Origin of the sequence: Flavobacterium sp. LS1P28, from assembly GCF_003970335.1 — a bacterium.
In the GTDB taxonomy this organism is placed as follows: Bacteria; Bacteroidota; Bacteroidia; order Flavobacteriales; family Flavobacteriaceae; genus Flavobacterium.
Genome location: NZ_RYDI01000002.1, coordinates 133,827 through 159,372, shown reverse-complemented (window position 1 = coordinate 159,372; position 25,546 = coordinate 133,827). Strand labels below are relative to the sequence as shown.

At 35.0% G+C, this 25,546-nt stretch carries 16 protein-coding genes; 4 read left to right on the top strand and 12 right to left on the bottom strand.

The features are described 5' to 3' along the window. Positions 1 to 229 precede the first annotated feature (229 nt). The 3 genes from EKL97_RS02645 to EKL97_RS02635 all read right to left on the bottom strand — a co-directional run bounded on the left by EKL97_RS02645 (position 230) and on the right by EKL97_RS02635 (position 7,488). Complete coding sequence (locus tag EKL97_RS02645; protein WP_126568012.1) at positions 230 to 1,768, bottom strand: RagB/SusD family nutrient uptake outer membrane protein; 1,539 nt, start codon at positions 1,766 to 1,768, stop codon at positions 230 to 232. Positions 1,769 to 1,779: 11 nt separating this feature from the next. Next, on the bottom strand, positions 1,780 to 4,755 hold the full coding sequence (locus EKL97_RS02640; protein ID WP_233588540.1) for a SusC/RagA family TonB-linked outer membrane protein: 2,976 nt from the start codon (positions 4,753 to 4,755) through the stop codon (positions 1,780 to 1,782). Positions 4,756 to 5,481: 726 nt separating this feature from the next. Continuing rightward, entirely contained in the window at positions 5,482 to 7,488 is a 2,007-nt protein-coding gene (locus tag EKL97_RS02635; RefSeq protein WP_126568011.1) for a glycosyl hydrolase family 95 catalytic domain-containing protein, read from the bottom strand. A gap of 196 nt (positions 7,489 to 7,684) precedes the next feature. Here EKL97_RS02635 and EKL97_RS02630 point away from each other — a divergent pair, with 196 nt between their 5' ends. The 4 genes from EKL97_RS02630 to EKL97_RS02615 all read left to right on the top strand — a co-directional run bounded on the left by EKL97_RS02630 (position 7,685) and on the right by EKL97_RS02615 (position 13,121). Further along, on the top strand, positions 7,685 to 9,274 hold the full coding sequence (locus EKL97_RS02630; protein WP_126568010.1) for a glycoside hydrolase family 32 protein: 1,590 nt from the start codon (positions 7,685 to 7,687) through the stop codon (positions 9,272 to 9,274). Between the two features lie 49 nt (positions 9,275 to 9,323). Beyond that, entirely contained in the window at positions 9,324 to 10,652 is a 1,329-nt protein-coding gene (locus EKL97_RS02625) for a sugar porter family MFS transporter (RefSeq protein ID WP_126454209.1), read from the top strand. 2 nt (positions 10,653 to 10,654) lie between these two features. After that, positions 10,655 to 11,542: a carbohydrate kinase family protein gene (locus EKL97_RS02620; protein ID WP_126563417.1), complete on the top strand. Its 888-nt coding sequence runs from the start codon at positions 10,655 to 10,657 to the stop codon at positions 11,540 to 11,542. 550 nt (positions 11,543 to 12,092) lie between these two features. Beyond that, positions 12,093 to 13,121 (top strand): LacI family DNA-binding transcriptional regulator, encoded by a 1,029-nt coding sequence (locus EKL97_RS02615; protein WP_126458431.1) that lies wholly within the window; start codon positions 12,093 to 12,095, stop codon positions 13,119 to 13,121. A gap of 19 nt (positions 13,122 to 13,140) precedes the next feature. Here the strand turns inward: EKL97_RS02615 and queG are convergent, their stop codons facing one another. The 9 genes from queG to EKL97_RS02570 form a co-directional block, all read right to left on the bottom strand. Then, entirely contained in the window at positions 13,141 to 14,109 is a 969-nt protein-coding gene (gene queG / locus EKL97_RS02610) for a tRNA epoxyqueuosine(34) reductase QueG (RefSeq protein ID WP_126568008.1), read from the bottom strand. Between the two features lie 92 nt (positions 14,110 to 14,201). After that, positions 14,202 to 15,224, bottom strand: a complete 1,023-nt coding sequence (gene ruvB, locus EKL97_RS02605) for a Holliday junction branch migration DNA helicase RuvB (protein WP_126454217.1) — start codon at positions 15,222 to 15,224, stop codon at positions 14,202 to 14,204. Between the two features lie 265 nt (positions 15,225 to 15,489). Further along, positions 15,490 to 17,286, bottom strand: coding sequence for a cbb3-type cytochrome c oxidase subunit I (locus tag EKL97_RS02600; RefSeq protein WP_126562636.1), 1,797 nt, complete (start codon positions 17,284 to 17,286; stop codon positions 15,490 to 15,492). A 30-nt stretch (positions 17,287 to 17,316) separates the two neighbouring features. After that, positions 17,317 to 18,453 carry a cytochrome c oxidase subunit II gene (locus EKL97_RS02595; protein ID WP_126553157.1) on the bottom strand — a complete coding sequence of 379 codons (1,137 nt, stop codon included), beginning with the start codon at positions 18,451 to 18,453 and terminating at the stop codon, positions 17,317 to 17,319. 19 nt (positions 18,454 to 18,472) lie between these two features. Beyond that, positions 18,473 to 19,936, bottom strand: a complete 1,464-nt coding sequence (locus EKL97_RS02590) for a quinol:cytochrome C oxidoreductase (RefSeq protein WP_126563488.1) — start codon at positions 19,934 to 19,936, stop codon at positions 18,473 to 18,475. A 27-nt stretch (positions 19,937 to 19,963) separates the two neighbouring features. Then, the gene (locus EKL97_RS02585) at positions 19,964 to 20,509 is read right to left on the bottom strand and encodes a c-type cytochrome (protein ID WP_126458417.1); all 546 of its coding nucleotides are present in this window, start codon (positions 20,507 to 20,509) and stop codon (positions 19,964 to 19,966) included. A gap of 8 nt (positions 20,510 to 20,517) precedes the next feature. After that, on the bottom strand, positions 20,518 to 21,042 hold the full coding sequence (locus EKL97_RS02580; protein WP_126458413.1) for a DUF3341 domain-containing protein: 525 nt from the start codon (positions 21,040 to 21,042) through the stop codon (positions 20,518 to 20,520). Beyond that, complete coding sequence (nrfD, locus tag EKL97_RS02575) at positions 21,035 to 22,438, bottom strand: NrfD/PsrC family molybdoenzyme membrane anchor subunit (RefSeq protein ID WP_126458410.1); 1,404 nt, start codon at positions 22,436 to 22,438, stop codon at positions 21,035 to 21,037. Before nrfD ends, EKL97_RS02580 begins: the two co-directional genes overlap by 8 nt. Before the next feature lie 39 nt (positions 22,439 to 22,477). After that, a complete protein-coding gene (locus EKL97_RS02570) occupies positions 22,478 to 25,534 on the bottom strand; it encodes a TAT-variant-translocated molybdopterin oxidoreductase (RefSeq protein WP_126568006.1) in 3,057 nt (1,018 codons plus the stop codon). Positions 25,535 to 25,546 lie beyond the last annotated feature (12 nt).

Here is a 25,546-nt window from a genome sequence, read left to right as displayed (position 1 = left end):
CTAATTTATATAATAAACATTATATAAAAAAATTAAAAATAGATAAAATAGAGGCTTAACAGTTAAAAAAACGTTCCTTATTTCTATAATTATTTGAAGACTACTTATAACATTGATTAAGAACTCAAGATTAAATTAAAACACATTTTGCTGTATTATAAAAAAATAAAGAGGGTACTAAATACCCTCTTTATAACTAACTCAAAAATAATTGATTTTAAATAACTTTTTAGTAGCCTGGGTTTTGTTTTAAATTTACATTAAATAAAGCCGCAGATGGGATTGGATACAATGCATACCTCTTATCTGATACATACTTTTTAAGCTCTCTTTCCTGAAGAAATTTTCCAAAACGAATCATATCATTCCTTCTGTACTCTTCAAACCATAACTCACGACCTCTCTCAGCATAAATACCTTCTAGATCTAAAGTTACAGCAGCACTGTTAGTTCTTGCAAAATATGCGGTCATATTAGGAGCTGTTCCTGATCCACCACGTAAGATAGCTTCAGCTTTCATCAATAAAGCATCAGAATAACGCATTAAAACAAAATCATTTTCTGGCGAACCCAAACTAGCGACATCCGGAATGTACTTTTGAGCTCTAATACCTGCAGACTCTAATGTTGCTCCGCTAGTAATTAATGTCAATTCGCGTGTATATTTTAAAGGTTGACCAAGAGGATTAGCATCTGTTTTGATTCTATCCCGCACAATTTGAGTTCCTCCTGGCTTGTATATCTGACCTATTTGGAAACCAACAGGATTTCCGAAAGCAGCAATAATTGAAGCATCATCGTTTTTAGCACGTCTATCAGTCGATTTAAATTTGTCATAGTATTCAGCTACAGTAGCAAAACCGTTCCATCCATCAGGAGTTTGATTGTAATGCATACCCATTCTCCAGAAACATTGAATATTCCCTCCGTTTCCTGGACTGTTTCTTGACGCAAATAAAATCTCAGGAGATGTATTATTTGTTGGCTTAAAATTATCCCAATAGTCTGTTGCTAAACTACTGTTAATAGCATTCACATGCTGAACAACTTTTGTCATATCAGCGGCAGCAAATGTGTAAGGACCTGCAGCATCAGCTGCTGTAAAAACACCTTTATTCAAATACAATTTTGCTAATAAAAAATTAGCCGCGTCTTTGTTAGCAGTTCCAGGATCACCAACAATTCTAGCTGGTAAGTCTGCAAGAACAGCTTCTACTTCGCTAATTACAAAAGTAGTTGCTTCAGATCTAGTCCATACTTTCGGGTCTGCTAAAGAAGAACTTCCCGCCTCTCTGTAAGGAACTTGACCAAATAAGTCAATTACATGATAATAATAGAAGGCTCTTAAAAAACGTGCTTGTGCTTTTTGAGATGCTGTCCCACTGCCGCTAAAAATTACTAGGTTACAGTTATTAACTTGTGATAACAACTGGTTCCACGCCCCTCTTACCTCATTGTGATCTGGCCCCCAGGTATGTACGTGAATCTGTCTCCAAACTCCCGCGTCATCCCAGTCACCACCACGTGTAGGTCCGACTAAGGCATCAGTAGACATTTCATTTAAAGCAAACATTGTTCCCTGGCCTTGAAAATTTCTTAATCCCTCATAAGCTGTTGATAAGAATTGCACAGGATTGATGGCTCCACCTTCTGCTTTTTCAGGAACTACATACCCATCTAAAACTTCTTCTTCAAGATTCGTACAACTTACGCCAAGCGCAAGAGTACTAACGAAGAAAATACCTTTAATTATATTTATTTTTTTCATTGTTATTTTTATTAAAATGTTACGTTTAGTCCAACTCCTAGACTTTTCTCTCTTGGATATGATAAATACTCCATACCCGCAGATGGCACACCATTTAATGATTTATCAGTATCAACCTCCGGATCTGTCCCAGAATATTTAGTGATAATAAATAAGTTAGAACCATTAACAAACAAACGGGCAGATTTTATTCTTAATTTTTCTAATGAACTTCCTGTAAATGTATAACCAAAAGTTAAGTTACCCATTCTAAGAAAATCACCTTTTTCAAGATATTTAGTAGATGGTGAATTTGGATCACCTTGTGCCTGAGGTGAAGTTGCAGCTTCTTCAGTTGTATTTCTTCCTCCTAAGAATGAACCTTTAAAGAAATAGGCATTCGTTGTATTGTTATAAATATAATGACCGAAGGCACCGTAAAAAGAAGCACTTGCATCAAAGTTTTTGTAAGTAAAACTTGTAGAAAAACCAACATTAACTTTTGGCAACGGCTGCTTGTCTAATATCTTTTTAGCAGCTGTCCCTAAACCTGTATCATTACCCGCAGCATCCGCATATATAGACATCCCATTAGCATCATATCCTCTCCATTCATACAAATTGTAAGAATATAAAGGTCTGTCATTCGTTATAATTTGGGCATAAGCCCCTGATAATCCTTGACCATTTAAACCTCCCGTTTGAACGAATCCAGCAAAATTTGTAAATTTATTTGAGTTAAAAGAGGCATTACCCGATACATCCCAAGTAAAATCTCCTGAATCAATTACTTTGTAGTTTAATGAAATTTCATACCCTTTGTTAATTAAATTTCCTTTTGCATTCAGCAAGCGAGGAAAATAAGTCCCTGGTTGAGATCCATCTGGTTGATTCGGAAATATCAAGTCAGTAGTGTTTTTGTTATAATAATCAAGAGAACCTGTCAATCTATTGTTAATCAATTCAAAATCAACACCTACTCCGGAAGAAGTGGTAGTTTCCCATTTCAAATCTGGATTGGCGTTATTAACCGTTACTGGAGTACCATTTAAGCCAAATTGACCTGCAGAAATAGCTGAGTTAGGAGCAAATTCTTGATTCCCAGTTATACCATAACTTCCTCTAATTTTGACATCATTCACTAAACCTTCCCCGCTTTCAACCACCTTATAACCAACACCTACAGATGGGAATGTTCCGTATTTGTTATTTTCTCCAAATTTACTAGAACCATCAATACGGACAGTACCAGTTAATAACAACTTCTTGAACAAAGTAGCATTAACCCTTGTAAAATATGATTGCAAGTCCACCTTATTTCTACCCGATGATGGACGATACTCTCTACTAAGAGCACCTTCTATGTTATCAATCAAGTTTAATTGGTCGCTATTAAATCCTTTTGCACTGACGCCAAAACCGTCATAATTATATTCATAGAAGGAATATCCTGCTAAAGCGTCAAAAACAAAATTTTCGTTAAATTCTTTGTTATAATTCAGAGTATGCTCAAAAGTTCTGTTAAATTTATTTTGTGTTGAAATAAAAGCAGTACCTCTCTTTACAGTGTTATCAATAGGATCTACTGCTTGAAATTGAGGTCCTTGTATATCAATTGTTGGCAACAATTGACTTTTTCTAGTAGAAGTTGAATTTTCAATACCGAATAAAAATTTATAACTAAAGTTGCTATTAATTTTATAAGTAGCTGCAACACTTCCAAATAATTTACTTGTATTGGTATAATCTGTGTAAGAATTCAATAATTGTACTGGATTCAAAAAAGTATTACTTATTACATTATAAGAACCATCTGTGTTGTAGATTGGAGATGTTGGATTCCAATACAAAGCGGAACCAATTATATTACCTATAAATCCAGCGTCATTGGAAATAAGCGTTGTTTGATCTTTAATACCTGCGTAAACCAATCTAGTTTCCACTTTCAAAGCACCACCAAAAAAGTCATTTGAATTATAAAGTGACGCAGTGTATTTTCCTATTCCAGTATTTCTGACAATACCATCAGTATCTGTCGCACTAAGTGACAATCTAGTATTAGAATTAGCTGTTGATTTACTGAAGGATAAATCATGATTTTTAGTAATCCCTGATCTAAGAACTGCCTTTTTCCAATCGTATGATCTCGATTTTTGGTCATCACCACCTGCCGCAACAAACTGATCTGCTGTCATTACCCCAAAATCTCCTGCAATTTTACTAAACTGAACAGATGTTGAATAAGCTAATTCTGGCTCTGCAGATTTCCCTTTTTTAGTCGTTATAACAATAACTCCATTTGCTCCACGAGAACCATAGATAGCTGTAGAAGACGCATCTTTCAACACAGTCATACTTTCAATATCATTCTGATTCACAAAGTTCAACGGATTTCTTGGAGTTGAACCACCCAATAAACCATCACCTCCGGCAGAAACATTTCCTCCATCTAACGGAACACCGTCAATAACTATCAACGGTCCGTTTCCTGAACGAACAGAAGTATTACCACGAACTCTAATAGAAATCGCGCCACCTGGTTCTCCACTAGATTGAGTAACTTGAACACCTGCTACTTTACCTCTTAATAATTGTGCTGGAGAAGGAGAGGCTACGTTATCAAATTTTTTAGAGCTAATTTGATCTACTGCTCCAGTTGCATCTTTCTTTTTAACCGTTCCGTAACCAATGACGATTACTTCTTTCAGTTCTGCAGAATCTTCTTTTAAGACTACACTAATAATGCTCTTACCTGCAACATTTAACTCTTGCGATTTAAGACCAATGTAGCTGAATACTAAAACTGCATTTGAGCCTACATTTTTGATCGTAAATTTTCCATCCAAATCAGTTTGTGCTCCATTTGTTGTTCCTTTAACTAAGACAGAAGCCCCTGGAAGCGGACCGCTGCCATCAGATACTGTACCAGACACATCTTGCGAATAAGTCAAGCTTGTACACAGCATCGTTAGAAACACCATCAAGCCTTTAATTAGACTATTTTTCATACGTAATAAATAAGTTGGTTAATAATTTTTTTTATTGGTTTGTTTAAATATTAACATCAAACATAATTATAAATTTATGATAATATTAAGATATTACTAAACTATAACGTTTTCGTTACGCCGAAAACGTTTTCGATTTTAAAATTAATACTTTAAAAAATTAATACTAAAATTATACTAAACACAAAAAAAAGATACTAAAAAACATATTATTATAATTTAGTGGCTTTTTCACTTCAAATCAATTGTATATTACTCAATAGAAAAGCTTTTTACAAACTAAGATTACGAATTACTCATCATAATAAAGTTTTTTATAATAAATCGATAATCCAAAATAAGCCGCGTTAAATGCCTAAAAATAGCACGACATAAATACCCTATTTAATTTTCACTCACTGTTTCAACGGCTAAAAATATCATATTTACAAGACGTATTATAACTAAATTGTATTCTCCTTTAAAATATAAATTTGGAATAAATTACATAATTAAACCATTTATCACTTCATCCTATTTATTCTATCTAAACAATCAGTCCTACAATAGTAAAAGCAATCATACCTCTTTTTCTATAGAAAATTTAAATTGAATAAAACCCAATGGCTTCTAAAAACAAAAACCACGAATACTATAACAATCTTCAAAATAGATTGCTTGTATATTCGTGGCAAAAATTATTTAAAGTAACCCGTTTGGTGTAATTACACCCAACGGGTTACTGTATTATTTGATAACAATTGTTTTATTATCCACTCCCACTCCAATAATCTTAAGTGATTTCCATTGTTTTGGCAGCAGTCCCTTGTTGTATTTCAATCCCATATCCGTTTGTTCCACTCCGCCAAAACCATAAATAACGGCTTGAAGCATTGCTCCGGCTCCAGTAGCAAAATAAGGGTTATTACTATTGGCTGATTCCGAAAATACGCCAAAAGGAGGCCGACTGTTAGGTAAATACGATTTCACAAAATAACTATAGGCTTTATCTCTATCTCCCAATCGAGCATATAGAACCGATAAAACTCCGGAAGCCATAGCTGGACCATCTTTTTTATCAATTTTTTCGGCGTAATATTCCAAATCTCTTTTTATTTGTTCTTTGTCAGTGATTGTATGCAAAGGATATGCTAATAAGTTGACATCTGCCTGTTTGATCATTTGTCCTTGATATCCTTTATAATTTTGAGTAATCCCATCCTTTTTATGAATCACTAATTTCTCTGATACTGCTATCCATTCTGGATTGATCGGCTCATTTAAAAGTGTCGCTGCTTTAATCGTATTTTTCAAAGACTCGATCGCTGATGCATTGGTAAAAGCATTGTCATCTACATGTTGCGCATACTCATCGGCACCAACTACATTCAAAATAGAAAAACTTCCGTCTTGATTTTTAACTACTCTGCTTACCCAGAAATCGGCTGTTTCTTTAAGAACCGCCCATTCTTTTTTCAACCAAGAAGTGTCTTGTGTATAGGCGTAATAATTCCAAAAAGCTATCGAAACATCTGCTGTGATGTGCTGTTCAAAAATACCTGTCAAGGCCCAAGTTGGTGTTGCTTCTTCTCCTGTATCATCAGATTCCCAAGGATACATTGCTCCTTTGTACCCATAAATAAAGGCTTTTTGTTTTGCTTTTTGCAAACGATCTGAGCGATAATCCAAACATGATTTTGCCATATCAGGTTGCAGTGCCAAGAGCGTTGGATACATCCAAAGTTCCGTATCCCAAAAAATATGTCCGTTATAGCCTTGAGACGACAACCCCATAGGCGCAATACTTTGTCTGGTTCCTGGACGTATATAAGAATACAAGTTATACAATGCAAAACGCACCCGTTGTTGCGCATCCAGATCGCCTTCAATTTGTATGTCACCCGTTTTCCATAATTCAGCCCAAGCTTGTTTGTGACGGTTCAATAATTTATCAATTCCTTCCTGCAGCGCATAAATAGGTTGTCTTTCGGATTCGTTCAAAGGATCCGTAACATCCTTGGAAGTGCAAATTCCTCCTGCAACCGCAAAACGGTATTTTTGGCCTTTGATCAATTTTTTAGTAAACCCAACTTCATTTCCGGTTTGTTTTAAGGTTTCGCTTTCACCATCAAAAAGAAAAGTTGTTGAAGCGGCCACTGTATATTTACCGGTTAGCGTTTTAGCTGTAGTACCAAAAACCGGCATTAAATACTGATTGTCCTTTAAGACCCGAAACTGACTTTTTGCCTCTTTCAGTTCATCAGGAACAACCATGTAATTGTTAGCGGTAATTTCTATATCCTTAATAGGAGTAATTTCGACAATTGCCATCGCTGAAAAAGGAACAGCTCTATTAGCCAAAATCGTGTAATTAATTGTGGCCAAATCTTTAAACGAAAAGGAAGTGGTACTCGTTCCTTCTTTCATTGAAACCACTTGACTCCAATTATCGATATTGTCTGATTTGATTTCTTGCTTATTGATATTCAAATGCAGATTTAAAAACTCAATTCCGCGTACTATTCTGCTGATCCCATTTTCAGGACTTCCGTCATACACACCATTCAGGATAATTTCTTTTGTTTTGAGAGGTGTGTCGTCAGTAACGATTCCTATTTGACCATTGGCCATGGCAACTCCAAAATAATTCTCTCTGGAATTAGCATATAAGTGCCACTCGTCTGATTGGGCTTGACCACAAACCACAGTACTAACTAAGAGCATGAACACCAATGTTTTAACTGTTAAATTCATCATATAATTTTTTAATAATATCTTCAAACATATATAAATTATTCGTAAAAACATTAAATAGCTCAATATAGTATATGGAATACAAATCGAAAACGTTTTCGACTAATCGAAAACGTTTTTGATCGGTCCCAAATGAACAATTACAAAATATAATTCTATTTTTATGAGGATACTATACTAATTAATCCTTTTTTTAATGAAGTTCACAAATAAAATCACCTATTTTTTTATACTATTGGGAGTCTCTTTATCCTTGTTTTCCTGTAAAAAAGAAACTAAAAATGATGTTATCACCATTGATGCTTCTGGAAAATTAGCAGTAGATTCCTCTAAAAAATACAAAGAACCATTTAGACCACAATTTCATTTTTCTCCGGAAAAAAAATGGATGAATGATCCCAACGGAATGGTTTTCTATAAAGGGATTTATCATTTATTTTACCAATATTACCCAGATGATATCGTTTGGGGACCAATGCATTGGGGACACGCCACAAGTACAGATTTAATCCATTGGACACACCAAAAAATCGCTTTGTTTCCTGACAAATTAGGAATGATATTTTCAGGAAGTGCCGTTGTAGATTTAAAAAATACTTCTGGTTTGGGAACAAAAGAAAATCCACCAATGATTGCCATTTTTACCTATCACGACATGGCAGGCGAAAAAGCGGGCAAAAGAAATTATCAAACGCAAGGATTGGCATATAGCTTAGACGAAGGCGAAACTTGGCTCAAATACAATGGAAATCCAATCATAGGAAATGTTGATCAGAAAGATTTTAGAGATCCTAAAATGTTCTGGAATACCGAAACTAATCTTTGGAATATGGTATTAGTAGCAGGAGATCATGCACAATTTTATACTTCCAAAAATTTAATTAATTGGAAATTTGAAAGTGAATTTGGTAAAAATATAGGAGCTCATGGCGGTGTTTGGGAATGTCCTGATCTTTTCAAATTAAAAATTGCCGGTTCCAATGAAGAAAAATGGGTTCTACTCATTAGCATCAATCCCGGTGCACCACTTGGTGGTTCAGGAACACAATATTTCATTGGTGATTTTGATGGAAAAAGTTTTAAAACCACCCAAAAAAACATCAAATGGATTGACAATGGTACTGATAACTATGCCGGAGTCACGTACAATAATACGCCAGAAAACAAACGGATATTCATAGGCTGGATGAGCAATTGGCTGTATGCCAGAAATACGCCTACCAAAAACTGGAGAAGCGCCATGACGTTGCCAAGAGAACTTTCGCTTGCAAAAATCAATGGCGATTATGTCCTAAAAAACGTTCCTGTGGAACAATTCAAAAAACAAGAGACCATAGCCTTTTCTAAAGATGAAATTATCCTAAAAGCGAATCAAAAAACTACATTTAATTACCAATATTTAAATCAATCAGCAGTACAATTTAATGCTAAAAATAAAAATTTAAAATTGGTTTTTTCCAATGATGTAAAGGATTCTTTGGTCATGAATTACGATGCGAAACGAAAGACTTTTTCTGTTGACAGAAGATATTCCGGCGTAGTCAATTTTGAAAAAAGTTTTGGAGAAGAAATACACAACACCAAAATTCCAAATATAATTTCTGAGGCTATTGATTATCAAATCATAGTAGATTGGTCCTCAATAGAAATTTTCCTCAACGGTGGCGTTTACAGTTTCACAGAACAAATTTTCCCTAACAAACCATATACCAAACTAACCATTCAATCCGATGAAAATCAAGAAATTAAAAATTTTAGTATTGCTGAAATAAAAGGAATCTGGTAATAAAATTCATTTATAATAACCAAAACCACTAACTAAAAAAAACAGAATAATGAATAACAAAAAAATACTCTATTGGTCCATTATCGTTGCCTTTGCAGGATTTCTATTTGGATTTGACACCGTCGTAATTTCAGGAGCAGATAAACAATTGCAACAACTATGGGGTTCTTCTGATTTGTTTCATGGATTAGTAGTGATGTCATCCGCATTATGGGGAACGGTTATTGGCGCTATTTTTGGTGCGTTTCCAACGAATATTTTAGGTCGGAAAAAGACTCTAATAATTATAGGATTACTGTTTTTGGTTTCTTCCATTGGAACTGCATTCGCAAATGATCCCATTTTCTTTTCCGTTTTTAGATTTCTTGGCGGAATTGGTATTGGCGCTTCAACCATTGCTGCTCCAACCTATGTTTCTGAAATTGCTCCTGCAAAAGACCGTGGAAAACTGGTTGCTTTGTACCAATTCAATATTGTTTTTGGGATTTTAATCGCCTTTACATCCAACTACTATTTGCAAGATATAGGAGAAAATGCCTGGCGATGGATGTTAGGAATACAAGCGTTTCCATCTTTCATTTACACACTTCTGGTATTTGGAATCCCGGAAAGTCCGCGTTGGATTTTAGAATACAAAAAAGACAGACAAAAAGCAGTCGCTATTTTGAAACAAATCAATAGTGACGCAGCAGTAGAAGCGGAAATTGCTGCTATAGAAAAAGAAACTGTTCAGGAGGGGAAAAACGAATCTATTTTCATGGCTAAATATAGAAAACCATTGCTCTTAGCGTTTTTTATTGCCTTTTTCAATCAGCTCTCCGGAATTAATGCTTTTTTATATTACGCGCCTCGAATTTTTGAATTGGCAGGATTAGAAAAATCTGCCTCTTTTTTGAGTAGTATCGGAATTGGGATAATCAATTTAATATTTACCATGATTGGAATCTCGCTAATAGATAAATATGGCCGAAAAACGCTCATGTATTTGGGTTCGGTAGGATACATTATTTCTCTAGGATTAGTGACAACCGCCTTTTATTTTGAATGGAAAGGAATGGCTGTTCCGTTATTTTTCTTTTTGTTTATAGCCTCACACGCCATAGGTCAAGGAGCCGTCATTTGGGTATTTATCTCTGAATTGTTCCCTAATAAACTTCGAGCTGCCGGAACCTCTTTTGGCACTTCTGTACATTGGATTTTAGCAGCATTAATCCCATCATTCATTCCGTTTTTGTTTAAAGAGATTGGAACAACAACCGTTTTTGCCGTCTTCTGCATAATGATGGTTTTCCAATTGCTTTGGGTATTTACAAAAATGCCGGAAACCAAAGGGAGAACATTAGAAGAACTATCTGAAAGTTTGTCAAAAAAAGAATAATTATGACCAAAAAAATAATCTGTTTCGGGGAAGTTTTATTTGACGTTTTCCCAACGCACCAAAAAATCGGAGGAGCGCCATTGAACGTGGCGCTGCGTTTAGCATCACTTGGTATTGATGCTCAAATAATAAGCCGGGTAGGAAATGATGAAATTGGAAAAGAACTCCTTGCCTTTGTTAAAAAAAATGGAGTTGTTACCGATACGATTCAAGTTGATAAAAACGCTTCTACCGGACAAGTCATTGTTCAATTAAATGAGAAAGGAGCTGCTTCATACACAATCAATTATCCGGTTGCTTGGGACAAAATTATATGTATTCCGGAAGACGAAATAATGGTCAAGAAAGCAGATGCACTAGTTTTTGGGAGTCTTGCATGTAGAGATTCTGTTTCGCACGATTCCCTATTAGAAATAATTAACTATGCAAAATATGCCGTTTTCGATGTTAATTTACGTGCTCCTTTTTACACTAAGGAACTACTGATTAATTTGATGATGCAGTCAGATTTTATAAAATTTAATGATGAGGAATTGTATGAAATAAGTGCTTTTATGAATTCACCATACCATTCATTAGAGCAAAATATTCTATTTATTGCTACACAAACGAATACAAAACACATTTGCGTTACAAAAGGAAATCATGGTGCGGTGTTGTATTACAATGAAAAAATGTACTACAATAGTGGCTATAAAATAGATGTTGTAGATACCGTGGGTTCCGGAGATTCTTTTTTAGCCGGATTGCTTTCTAAACTATTAAAGGATGCCGATCCCCAAGAAGCAATTGATTTCGCTTGTGCAATAGGAGCCATTGTAGCCAAAAATGAAGGAGCCAATCCCAAAATTTCAAATAATGAAATTAGTGCCTTTATGAATCCATGCTAGTTTAGCGAAACTGATTTTTAACAATTACAACAACCCAAAAAAAACCCATGCATCTGTAAATCAATCATGAAAAGATTGATTTACAGAAATTTTTTGGGATAACAAAAAAGTTATTGTTCTTTTTTTTAGGGTTTTAAACAAAAGTATTGAACTTTGAAAAATCCCATTATCAACGAAATAGCCACTCAATTACGGATTTCTAAAACCCACGTTTCAGAGTCATTGAAGGAATGCCGAAATCTATTAAAGAAAACAATTCCCTTCTGGTTTTAAGTACATTAAGATCGGAACACGTATAAATGAAAGAACGTCAACCTAGGATGTTCCCGCCTTTACTAAAAATGGCAGATCCAATTAGTTTATGTAACGAATGTGTAATAATTTGTTTTATTATTAAAAAATTACAGAAATAAGATAAAAATCAATACCTTGGTAAGGAATATTTGAACTTATAGTCTTTTTTATACCTATGTCAAAGACTGAAAAAGGACGCACAGCAAAGTTACTATAAACACCTTTTCTTAAAATTAAATACGTAGAAATTCGATTCATGAAAGACATTACTCTTAAGGAAATTGCAACAAAACTGGGAATTTCAATAACGACTGTTTCAAAAGCGCTTAAAAATTACCCTGATGTTAGTGAAAAAACTAAAAAAGCGGTAATTGAACTTGCCCAGCAATTACACTATACTCCTAATAGTTTTGCTGTAAATTTAAGAACAAAAGAATCAAAAACCATTGGTCTAATTATTCCTGAAGTAGTGCATCATTTTTTTTCGAATGTGGTCAATGCCATCATCAACGAAGCTGAAAAAAATGGCTATTTAGTAATCATTTTACAATCAAATGAGACGCTGGCTTTAGAAAAAAAACAAGTAGAACTGCTTATAAACAAAAGAGTTGACGGAATCATCATGTCCTTATCAAATGAGTCCAATAATGATGATCATATAAAAGAAATAATGAATAGAAATATTCCTTTTGTTATGTTTGACAAAATAGCAAAGCTTTCTAAATGCTCGAAAGTAATAATTGATGACCAAAAAGCGGCCTTTAATGCAGTGCAACACTTAATCGACACTGGTTGTAGAAAAATAGCACACATTAGAGGGCCATTGAATCCACAAAATTCAATAGATCGGTATATTGGATATAAAAAAGCATTAGAGAAAAATAACATTCCTTTTGACACAAAATTAGTTTTTGCATGTGAAAATGTGACTTTTGAAGAAGGAAGATATTTTGCTAAACAGATTATTCAGGAGCATGCTGATATAGACGGCATATTTGCTATAACAGATCTGGTAGCAGTGGGAGTATTAGACTATTTTAATGAAAACAAAATCAATGTCCCGGAACAAGTAGCGGTAATTGGTTTTAGCAATTGGTTTATATCGCAAGTACTGACTCCAAAACTTAGTACTGTAGATCAGCCAAGCCATGAAATGGGAATTGAATCTTTTAACTTATTGTTAGAAGAAATGAATTGTCATAAAGAAGGAATTCCTTTTACTCCAAGAACTGTTGAATTAGAAACAAGCATTATTGTTAGAGAATCTTCTACAAAATTCAAATAAATTAAGTTTCAAAATTTCGTTACTGTAAAAAATCAATATTCCTTTTTAATCCTTGAAACTTGGCTCTTTTAAGTGGTGAGTTTTTAAAAACAGCTTTAAATGTTTCTTCAGTAATTTCTATCCAATCTTTTTTGGACAAGGACAGTAATTCTGGATTTGGGTTAAATAAAGGTTCCTTATGTGCTTTTGAAAACTTGTTCCAAGGACAAACATCCTGACACACATCGCATCCAAAAGCCCATTCATCAAATTTACCTTTCATCTCCTGAGGGATATTTTCTTTTAATTCAATTGTAAAATAGGAAATGCATTTGCTACCATCTACTACATAAGGCGCAACTATTGCCGCTGTAGGGCACGCATCTATACAAGCTGTACACGTACCACAATGATCGGTTGTAGGATTGTCATAGTCTAAATCTAAATCGATAATGAGTTCCGCGATAAAGTAAAAAGACCCTACTTTTTGTGTCAATAAATTACTGTTTTTGCCTATCCAACCCAAACCACTTTTGGCAGCCCAAGCTTTGTCAAGGACTGGAGCAGAATCTACAAAGGCCCGACCAGAAACATCTCCGATTGTAGATTGAATAGAAAATAAAAATTCTTTGAGTTTTTCCTTGATCACAAAATGATAATCCTGACCGTACGCATATTTTGAAATCTTATAAGAATCTGTATTTTGCAGGTCTTCTGGATAATAATTTAACAACAGTGAAACTACACTTTTAGCATCCTCAACGAGTAAAGTTGGATTTAAACGCTTGTCAAAATGGTTTTCCATATAGGACATTTGGCCATTTCTATTGTTCTCCAACCAGTTTTCTAACCGCGGTGCTTCTTGTTCCAAGAAACCAGCTTTAGCTATTCCACAGGATAAAAATCCGAGACGTTTCGCTTCAGATTTGATAAATTGCGTGTATGTCGCTTTTGTATTAATAGTTAAAAAATAGAAGTTAATAAACGGGATTTCAAGACCTGATAGCATCGGCGTCTCCCGATTAACAAAAACTACGGCTGAAAAAGCCTTGTTTTTCTATATCGGAAATACAGCGGAAAGCGGGAAACAGCTCCTAAAAATCAGAATAAACCGCCTTGATTGTTTGTTTTTAATTTCCCTAAATGTTGATATGCTTTATCGGTAACTTCTCTACCTCTTGGCGTACGCATAATAAAACCTTCCTGAATCAAAAATGGTTCATAGACTTCCTCGATTGTTTCACTGCTTTCAGATACAGCTGTCGCCAAAGTAGATAAACCTACAGGTCCGCCTTTGAATTTATCGATGATTGTATTTAGTATTTTATTATCCATCTCGTCCAGGCCATGAGCATCTACATTAAGTGCTTTTAAGGCGTAACGGGCAATTTCTATATCGATAGTGCCATTCCCTTTTATCTGGGCAAAATCACGCACACGCCGTAACAATGCGTTCGCGATGCGAGGAGTTCCACGACTACGACCAGCTATTTCTATAGCTGCCTCCATGGATATAGGCATTTTAAATATAGTAGCACTTCTTTCTACGATTGTGGTGAGTAACTCAGTGGTGTAATATTGTAAGCGGGAAGAAATTCCAAAACGCGCTCTCATAGGAGCGGTTAATAAACCAGAACGCGTGGTGGCTCCAATTAAGGTAAATGGATTTAGATTGATTTGGACGGTTCTTGCATTAGGTCCAGATTCAATCATGATATCAATCTTAAAATCCTCCATAGCAGAATACAAATATTCTTCTACTATTGGACTCAAACGATGAATTTCATCAATAAATAAAACGTCTCTTTCTTCTAGATTAGTCAGTAAACCGGCTAAATCTCCAGGTTTGTCTAAAACCGGACCGGAAGTAATTTTGATTCCCACTTGCAATTCATTGGCAAGAATATTGGCTAATGTTGTTTTTCCTAAGCCAGGTGGACCATGAAACAGCGTGTGATCAAGTGCTTCATTTCGTTGATTTGCAGCCTGAACAAAAACTTTCAGATTTTCTAATATTTGGTCTTGTCCTGCAAAATCATCAAAAGAAAGTGGTCTCAATTTTTTTTCAAGATCTAGCTCTTCTGAATTGTAACCATTTGCTGTTGGGTCTAAATTTTCATTCATATAACAAAGATAGCAAAGCAATATTGAATTATAAATTTAAATTTAAAATGCTATAAATAAAAAAGCAATAGTATCAAGCAATCTATTTCAGTATGTTATTTTTTTATTCATTCAAACAAAATCCAGACACCACAATGGTTGTAGAATGCACTGCATTAACAATTGAACCCTTCTATAAATACAGTGATTACACACTTACAAAAGGGATGAAAATTGAGTAATGTCCTAAAAAAAGCCTCTACTTTCGCGAGGCTTTTTTTATATTTTAGTGATGTAAAACTTCTTCACCTTCTTTCATTGGAACATTTTGAGGTACAAAATCTACATCATGAGCTGGATTACTGTAGTCATAAGGCCAACGATGAACCTCAGGAATTTCTCCTGGCCAGTTCCCATGAATATGTTCCACAGGTGCAGTCCACTCTAATGTATTTGATTTCCAAGGATTCATTACTGATTTTTTACCGTAGAAGATACTACTGAAAAAATTGTACAAGAAAACCAATTGAAAGGCACCACCAATTAAAGCAAATATTGTGATCAAAACGTTAACATTTTGTAAATCATCAAATAACGGAAAGTTGGTGTTAGTATAGTAACGTCTTGGCAGACCCGCTAGTCCAATAAAGTGCATCGGAAAGAAAACTCCATAGGCACAAATTGCAGTTACCCAAAAGTGTACATATCCAAGATTCTTGTTTAACATTCTTCCAAATAATCTTGGAAACCAGTGATAAATACCTGCAAACATTCCATAAAGTGCAGAAATTCCCATTACCAAGTGAAAGTGAGCTACAACAAAATAAGTATCGTGTACATTAATATCAAGTGTACTATCCCCAAGAATAATCCCTGTTAAACCACCTGTAATAAATGTAGAAACCAATCCAATAGAAAACAGCATAGCCGGATTCAATTGTAAATTTCCTTTCCACAATGTTGTAATATAATTAAACGCTTTTACCGCTGAAGGTATCGCAATTAACAATGTTGTAAATGTAAATACAGATCCTAAAAACGGATTCATACCGGAGACAAACATATGATGCCCCCACACTATCGTCGATAAGAATGCAATTGCAATAATTGACATAATCATTGCTCTGTAACCAAAAATTGGTTTACGAGAATTTGTAGCAATCACTTCAGAAGTAATACCCAAAGCAGGTAATAAAACTATATAAACTTCAGGGTGACCTAAAAACCAGAATAAATGCTCAAACAATACTGGAGAACCTCCTTGATAATGCAACACTTCCCCTGCAATATAAATATCAGATAAGAAAAATGAAGTACCAAAGCTTCTATCAAAAATCAATAATAAAGCAGCTGATAAAAGAACAGGAAAAGATACTATACCAATAATAGCAGTCACAAAGAAAGCCCATATAGTAAGTGGTAATCGAGTCATAGACATTCCCTTAGTCCTTAAGTTAATTACCGTAACAACATAGTTCAAAGATCCCATTAAAGAAGATGCAATAAAAATAGCCATTGAAATTAACCATAATGTCATACCCATACCCGAACCAGGAATAGCTTGTGGTAAAGCACTTAAGGGAGGATATATCGTCCATCCTGAAGAAGCAGGACCAGCCTCAACAAAAAGGGAACTAATCATTATTACACTAGATAAGAAAAACAACCAATACGAAATCATATTCATAAAACCGGATGCCATATCTCGCGCTCCAATTTGAAGTGGAATCAATAAGTTACTAAAAGTACCACTCAGGGCAGCCGTTAAAACAAAGAAAACCATTATTGTTCCATGAATAGTAACCAATGCTAAGTAAATATCATTAGCCATGACTCCATTAGGAGCAAATTTATCCCCTAGTAAAATATTAAATATTCGGAAAGATTCTTCCGGCCATGCTAATTGCATTCTAAAAAGCATAGACATCCCAACACCAATAATCCCCATAATGATACCCGTAATTAGGTATTGTTTGGCAATCATCTTATGATCAATACTAAAAATATATTTAGTAATAAAAGTGTCTTTATGGTGATGTTCGTGTTCGTGATCTATTGCGTGATCGTGACCTTCTGCTGACATATATGTTTACTTTAAATTTTTTTTATAATATTATTTCATTGCCGTTACAGCAGCAGCAGTATCAGTACTTGCTCCAGTATCTACAGGAGCTGGCGTAGCTAAAGCTGCTTTAACTTCATTAACGATAGTAGCCTTCTCTTTCAACCAAGCTTTATAGTCTTCAGGAGTATCTACAATGATCTTCATTTGCATGTTGTAATGAGATGTACCACAAATTTTATTACAAAGTAACAGATAATCAAAAGTATAAGGATCTAAAGCTGCCTCTCCTTTTGCCACCAAACCAACACTTTTCTTAGCCCTTAAAGCATTAATATTTGCAACTTTTTCAACCATATAAGGCAATTCTCTGTATTCTACAGTGGTATAAACAGGCTCAAAAGCGAACTCAGTTACCATACCAGGAACACAATTCATTTGCGCTCTAAAGTGAGGCATGTAAGCAGAATGTAAAACGTCTTGAGAACGCATTTTGAAATGAATTTTCTTCCCTTTTGGAATATGCAATTCTGTTACCAATATATCATCTTGAGAATATGGATCCGATAAATCAACTCCTACAGCATTTGCACCTTCGATAAACCTTACATTTGCTTTTCCAAGTACGTTATCCTCTCCTGAATATCTGGCTTTCCAGTTAAACTGTTGCGCATATAATTCGATTACGATTGTATCTTCATCTTCATCAACAAACATAATATTATTCCAAGCATACAATCCATAAAGTATTAATCCTGCCAAAACTACTGCAGGAATAACGCTCCAAATAGCTTCTAATTTATTATTATCGGCAAAATAAAGTGCCTTTTGATCTTTTTTTCCTCTGTATTTGAAAGCAAAATAATGCAATAAAACCTGAGTAATAGCTTGCACAATAAAGATAAGAATCCAAGTTATGTTCATCAAATAATCCACTTGTTCACCATGAGCAGAAGCAGATGTATGAAGGACTAAAGGTCCCCAAGCAAACAAACCATATATTGAAAAAATATAAATAAAGGCCAAAAAACCAAACATTAAATAACCTTGAACGTTATTGTCATTATCTGTAGCTACTTCAGAGCTATCGGAATTGGATCCAACTTGCGTCAGATCGAATATTTTAGTCAATTGCCACAAAGCAACAGCTAATAAAGCTAAAACTATAATTACCAACAAACTTGTCATCTGTTTTTTTCTTTAAATATTAATAATGGAAATGTTTACTTTCTTCAATAAATGGATTTCTTTTTGGCAACAAAGGAACTTTTGTCAATGCTGTAAAAACAACATAAATAAATAATCCAAGGAAGAAAAGAACAGAAGCTATCTCTGAAACCCCAATGAACCATCTGTCTCCAACAGTTCCTGGCATAATCATGTTGAAAAAGTCTATATAATGTCCAACCAAAATAACGGCACCTGCCATGACTAAAACCCATGTAATTCTTTTAAAATCAGTATTAACTAAGATCAACAAAGGAAATACAAAATTCATAACCACAGCACCAAAGAACGGAATATTATATAATTCGATTCTAGTTATATAATAAGTTACCTCTTCCGGAATATTAGCATACCAAATAAGCATATATTGTGAAAACCATAAATAAGTCCAAAATATACTAAAACCGAACATGAATTTTGCTAAATCATGAATATGACTCGTATTAACGTGCTCTAAAAAACCTCTAGATTTCAAATACAAAGTAACTAATGCTATCGTGGTGATTCCACTAACAAAGAAACTTGAAAAAACATACCACCCAAATAAAGTACTAAACCAATGTGGATCGATAGACATAATCCAGTCCCAGGACATTATCGATTCTGTAACAATAAAGAAAACTAAGAAGACAGCCGATAATTTAAAGTTTTTCTTGTAAAATAAATCATCACTAGCATCATCTTGCGCTAAACAATATTTTCTAGAAAAATAGTGATACAAATTCCAACCAGTCAAAAATATAGCTGCCCTAATAATCCAAAAAGGAAAATTTAAATACCCCGCTTTATTCGCAATTAATTTATCCGTAGCAACAACTTCAGGATCTAACCATATAAAAAGATGATTAAGATGAAGACCACATAACAATAATACTATAAAAAAGACAACAGACCCTACTGGTAAATAAGACGTTATACCCTGCATAACTCTAAACAAAACAGGCGACCAACCAGCCTGAGCTACTTGTTGAATAGCATAAAAAGCTAAAACACCCAAAGACACCAACATAAAGAATATACAGGCAACATAAAAAGCAGCCCATGGCTTATTTTGCAACTGATGCAAAACATGATTCAAATGTTCCGCATGTTTCACTTCTTCACTAATTTCATGTTCACCCTTTTTTACAGCTACTTCGGTGTGTAACGAATTCTCATGAACTTCATTAATAACTTCTGAAGTGCTGTCCGTAGGCGATACTATTGCATTGCCCTCTTTTGTACTTTGAGCTTCCTCGTGCCCGTTAGAAACAACATGCTCTTCAACAGGTTTTGAAGTTTCATGTTTAACTTCTCCATGACTACCATGGCTTTCAGCAGCAAGAAGAGTTTCAACTTCTTGAATATCCTTTGGTGCACTCCAAAAACCATATCCAATCCCTAATACGCCTATGGCCATTAAGAGGAAAGAAAAAGTTTTTAATTTACTTGAAAATGTATACATATCTATTACGATCAGTTTGTTCAACAATTATAATTCGCTTTTTAGTTTTAGAACATAGTCAGTAACCAACCAACGTTCATGGGCACTCAACTGGTTTGCATGCGAGCCCATAGAATTCAAACCATACGTTATTACATGATAAATACTTCCCTCAGTAATAACTCTATCTTTATAACTAGGAACACCCAGAAATTTTTCTCTTTCTACCAGTTTACCTTTACCGTTTCCAGAAGCACCGTGGCAACTGATACAATAAATTTCAAAAAGTTCTTTTGCCTTTTCAGGTTCTCTACTTAAGGAGTCTAAAGGAGATTTAAGATTCACTTTAGCTAACTCATATCCAGCCGTAGAGTTTTCGTATTCAAAAGGCTCAAACCCTCGGTTTATGGATCCTTGAGCAGGAAGTTGTCCTTCTTTACCATTTTTAAATGCATTTGATTCAGAATAAGTTTCATACCCTACTGACTCATACATATTTGGAAAATACTGATAGTTTGGTGCCGCATTATTATGGCAGGAGGAAACTAAAATAGTTATACCAAATAAAAGTGTTATTTTATATACGCTTTTCATATCTATAATTAATGCTTTTCTATTACTTTAACTTCTACAGCTCCCGTGCTTTGGAAAAAAGAAACTAATTCCTCTTCATTATTGTTTACAGCAACTTCCATTAAAAAATGGTCATCTGTGGTTCTTACATCAGGATTTTCCGCTTCTTTGAAAGGCCATAATTTACTTCTCATATAAAAAGTAATAACCATTAAGTGAGCAGAAAAGAACACTGTAAGTTCAAACATAATTGGAACAAAAGCTGGCATATTTTCAATATAACTGAAACTTGGCTTTCCACCAATATCCTGAGGCCAATCTTGAATCATTATATAATTCATCATGGCTGTTGCTACCGAAATACCTACGCAACCATACAGGAAAGCACAAATCGCTAATCTCGTTGGTGCAATTCCCATAGCTTTATCCAAACCGTGTACAGGGAATGGAGTAAAAACTTCTTCAATATGATGATGGGCTGCTCGGGTTTTTTTAACCGCATCCATCAAAATATCATCGTCATTATAAATGGCGTATATTACTTTATTACTCATGGTGTGAATCTTTATTTGCTTCTCTTTCTCTTTTGTAATTATCTCCGGTTCCTTTTAAAATTGTTTTCACCTCTGCCTGAGCTATCACAGGAAATGTTCTGGAATAGAGTAAAAACAGTACGAAGAAGAATCCTATAGTTCCAATAAAAATTCCAATATCAACAAATGTAGGAGAGAACATTGTCCATGAAGATGGCAAATAATCCCTGTGCAATGAAGTTACAATGATTACAAATCTTTCAAACCACATTCCAATATTCACTACAATTGAAATTATAAAGGAAAACATAATACTTGTTCTTAATTTTTTAAACCACATGAATTGTGGAGAAAAAACATTGCAAGTCATCATAGACCAATAAGCCCACCAGTACGGTCCAGTAGCTCTGTTTAAAAAAGCATATTGTTCATACTCTACACCGGAATACCATGCAACAAATAATTCCGTAATATAAGCAACACCTACAATTGAACCTGTAATCATGATTACGATATTCATCAATTCAATGTGTTGAACTGTGATATAAGCTTCTAAATTTGAAACTTTTCTCATAATAATCAGCAACGTATTTACCATTGCAAACCCTGAGAAAACTGCTCCAGCAACAAAGTAAGGCGGAAAAATTGTAGTATGCCAGCCAGGAATAACTGACGTGGCAAAATCCATTGATACAATTGTGTGCACCGAAAGCACAAGCGGAGTTGCTAAACCTGCAAGAACTAAAGAAACTTCTTCAAATCGTTGCCAGTCTTTTGCTCTACCGCTCCAACCAAAACTCAATATAGAATATACTCTTTTATTAAAAGGAGTTATTGCTCTGTCACGCAACATGGCAAAATCAGGTAATAAACCAGTCCACCAAAATACTAATGAAACAGAAAGATAGGTAGAAATTGCAAATACATCCCAAAGTAATGGTGAGTTAAAATTCACCCAAAGAGAACCAAATTGATTCGGAATTGGTAAAACCCAATAGGCTAACCATGGACGACCCATGTGAATAATTGGAAATAAACCTGCCTGGATAACAGAGAAAATTGTCATTGCTTCAGCAGAACGGTTAATAGCCATTCTCCAACGCTGACGGAAAAGCAATAATACTGCCGAAATTAAAGTTCCAGCATGACCAATACCAACCCACCAAACAAAGTTCGTGATATCCCAAGCCCATCCAACAGTTTTATTTAACCCCCATGTTCCAATACCTGTAGAAACAGTGTAAATTATACAACCTAAACCCCAAAGGAAGGCTATTAATGCAATTGAAAATACAATCCACCAATGTTTATTTGCTTTACCTTCAACAGGTGCTGCTACATCTACAGTTACATCATGATAAGTTTTATCACCTATAACTAAGGGTTTTCTAATGGTTGCTTCGTAGTGAGACGACATAATCCTTTATATTGATTCTTAATTAATTCTTTTTTTGTACTAAGTATTTCTAACTTTAACGTGATAAATCACATTAGGTTTTGTTCCAACATGCTCCAACAAATGATACATCCTTTCGTCAGCAACTAAGGCAGCCACTTCCGCATCTTTATCATTTATATCTCCAAATTTCATTGCTCCATTAGAACAAGCATTTGAACATGCCGTTTGGAATTCACCATCAATGATTACTCTTCCTTCGTTTTTAGCTTTCAAAATAGTTGCTTGTGTCATTTGAATACACATTGAACATTTTTCCATAACTCCACGAGAGCGAACATTAACATCCGGATTCAATACCATACGTCCTAAATCATCATTCATATGATAATCAAATTCACTGTTTTTGTTGTATAAAAACCAGTTAAAACGACGTACTTTATACGGACAGTTGTTAGCACAATAACGCGTACCAACGCATCTGTTATAAGCCATATGATTTTGACCTTGACGCGAGTGTGAAGTTGCCGCTACTGGACAAACTGTTTCACAGGGCGCATGGTTACAATGTTGACACATTACAGGCTGAAAGGAAACTTGAGGATTATCACCTGCCTTTTCCATTTCATTAAATGTAGATAATGAACTTGATAAACCTGCTATATTTTCTTTTCTTTCGTTATCACCTTCAAAAGTACTTTCGGAAGAATAATACCTGTCAATACGCAACCAGTGCATATCACGACTTCTTCTAATCTCAGCTTTCCCTACTACAGGAACGTTATTTTCAGCATGACATGCTATCACACAAGCACCACAACCGGTACATGAATTTAAATCTATAGAAAGATTAAAATGATGCCCGACAGAACGATCAAATGAAGACCACAAATCTACCTTAGTAGCTTCTACCTCCTTATGATCCAATGACACCATAGGTTGAGGATTCCAAATTTGAGCATCTTTTGTATTAAAAATTTCTAAAGATGTTTCTTTTATAATATCCCCTCTTCCCATCAATGTTTTCTGACCTTGAACACAAGCAAACTCATGTTCACCTTCAGCTTTCACCAAGGTTATTGACTGTACATTATTGAAACCTTTATATAAAGAATAGGCATTTAAACCCACCATCATTTCTTCCTTCAAAGCCGCTTTGCGACCGTACCCTAACGCCAAGCCAATAGTACCAACAGCCTGACCCGGTTGCACAATTACAGGAACATTTTCTAATTTAATTCCGTCTGCTGTGGTAATGCTAGCATAACTTCCGTTTAACCCCCCATTAGCAACAATTTCATTCGAAAGATCATATTTCTTAGCATCAGCATTCGAAACCGTAAGATAGTTATCCCAAGAAACTCTTGTAATTGGATCCGGAAATTCTTGTAACCAAGGGTTGTTTGCTTGTTGTCCATCCCCTAAACCAGTTTTGGTGTATAAAACAAGTTCTAGTCCTTCAGAAGCTTTTGATTGTGCCAAAGCAGTTGCAGCAGCACCATAATCAGCAGAACCTGCAGCTACAGTTGGTACAACACCCACATAAACACCATCATGCAACACTTTATTCCAAGAAGAACCTGCTATTATTGTCGAAGCATTCCCTTTAATATAATCGTAAAATGTACCAGTCATTCCATTTAAAGACAACAATACATCCTGAAATTGTTTGGTATTAAAAAGAGGACGGATCGTAGGCTGAGTAATCCCATAAGTTCCTTTGGTGAAACTTACATCATTCCATGATTCCAAATAATGAGGAACAGCTGCTGCAATTGTACTTACTAAAGCCGTTTCATCTTCTTTCAAAGAAAAAGATACTGATGTATTAACTTTCTTCAGTGCTTCAACAAAAGAAGTGCTGTCTGGTAAAGTATAGACTGGATTAACACCACTCATAATCAACGTATGAACACTTCCTGCTTTCATATCATTAATTAATTGATTCACTTTTTCATTTGAACCTTTTCTGATTTGTCTTACACCAGAGGTAGTAAAAGCCTCACTGGCCAATGCTTGATTGACAGCCAAAACTACTAACTGAGCATTTTTATCTTGAATACCAGAAACTAAAACTCCTTTTGCACCAGCAGCTTTTAACTGCTGAGCCGCTTTAGTAACTTCAGCTTTAAATTTATCTTCTAAAGTTACGCCAACAGAAGAACCTGTTACCACATTATAAATATGAACTAACGCTTGCTTTTGATTAGCCGTAGACATTGGCAAACGTTTATCAGCTGCAGCACCCGAGAGTGTCATATTAGCTTCTAACTGAAAATGACGAGACATTTTTCCTGCTTTTGGCACTCTTCCTTGCGTATAACCCGAATCATAACCCCCGCCTTGCCAGTCTCCAAGAAAATCAGCTCCAACAGAAACGATAAGAGATGCTTTTGAAAAATCATAATTAACTAAAGCTCTTTCTCCATAAACAGTTTCAAAAGCATCTAATGCCTCCGAAGAAGAAACAGCATCGTAAACAACATGTTTCGCATTTGGATTTTTGGCAATAAATTCAGCAATAAGCTTTTCTGATGATGGACTCGCCAATGTATTAGTCAAAAGCACCACTTGCCCGCCTTTTGCAGCAGCAGCAACGATACTAGACTTTATTTTAGAATCAACAGCAGACCAAGCCGCATTTTTACCTTCTATCTTTGGCTCCTTCAAACGCATACTGTCGTATAACGAAAGAATAGAAGCATGAATTCTTGCATTAGCACTAAACGCAGCACCTTGAATAGTATTATTATCTATTTTAATAGGGCGCCCTTCACGTGTTTTCACCAAAAGATTTGCAAAGTCAAAACCATCAAAAACTGACGTTGCATAATAATCGGCTACTCCGGGGATAATTTGTTCCGGCTGAAGCACGTAAGGAATAGACTTGTTAACCGGTCCTTCACAAGCCGCAAGCGTGGCTGCTGCTGTGCTAAAACCAACGTACTTTAAAAAATCACGACGTGATGTTGACGAAGATGACAAAGTACCATCATTTCCTAAAAATTCATCCGTAGGAATTTCTTCAACAAATTCGTTATTTCTAAGGGCCTCAACAACAGAACTATTTTGATCTAGCTCTTCAACACTTTTCCAGTATTTTTTGTTTGATGACATATATAAATATTA